Raw genomic sequence first — 919 nt, forward strand, 5'->3', positions numbered from 1 at the left:
AGCTTCACCAAATTCTACGGGTGATAAGTCGTACAAACTGCCATGAATCCGGCGTTGGTTGTAAAAGAGCAGATAGTTTGTTACGGATTCATAGGCTTCTTGATAGTTCTGAAATTCATTTCGTTGCAAACATTCTTTCTCCAAAACACTGTGAAATGACTCGATGTGAGCATTTTTATTCGGTGTCTTTGGAGGAATTCGTTCATGCACCGTTCGGAAAAGCTGACAGGCTCCTTCAAACGCATGGCTAATAAACTGTGGACCGTTATCCGTGCGGATAACAGGGCGATCTTCATGTTCGAATTGTTGCCGTTTCCACAAAGCACGTTGAAGAACCTGAGCAGCATGTTTTCCTTCACATGACAGGCCAATATGATAGTCCACAATGGCTCGATCATAGACGTCGATGAGACTCATCAGGAAAAAGAAACGATGTTCACCTGCAATAAAGCCGTATTTTACATCCATCTCCCACAGTTGATTCGGAGCTGTAATCTCGCGGTTATTCGCAAGCTTACGAGGATGCTTGTTTTTCTTTTGTCGTTGTGGTTGTAAGAGTTTTTCTTCTTTCAACAAGCGGTATACCTTTTTCTTGTTGATAATCAGTTGGTGGTCTCGTCGTAGACAGACAGTAAGCTTTCGATATCCATAAGCAGCTTCTTCATCGGCAATCAGTTCGGATAGCCATTCTTTGATTTGTTCGTCAGAGACAGGTTGTCCGTCCTTTGACAAAGAATAACCGGGTATTGGCCGCCCTCCGTGGTAGACACGAGGTTTTTGGGAGGCTTTGTTTTTTCGGTAATAGTAGGTTGCTTCCAGGATGCCGACAATACGTAGCACCATTTTGGCTTTATATCCCAGCTGTATCCACTTGTCGGCTATTTCCATTTTGTCCGATAAGCTGGGTTCACCTTTTTTA

The 919-nt window shown here is 43.5% G+C and carries 1 protein-coding gene; it reads right to left on the reverse strand.

Annotated features, from left to right (window positions below; translation table 11 throughout):
• Positions 1-919 (reverse strand): IS3 family transposase (locus tag EDM52_RS23320; protein ID WP_183185325.1); only part of this gene is annotated, 919 nt, incomplete at both ends.

Source organism: Brevibacillus invocatus (assembly GCF_003710915.1).
In the GTDB taxonomy this organism is placed as follows: Bacteria; Bacillota; Bacilli; order Brevibacillales; family Brevibacillaceae; genus Brevibacillus; species Brevibacillus invocatus.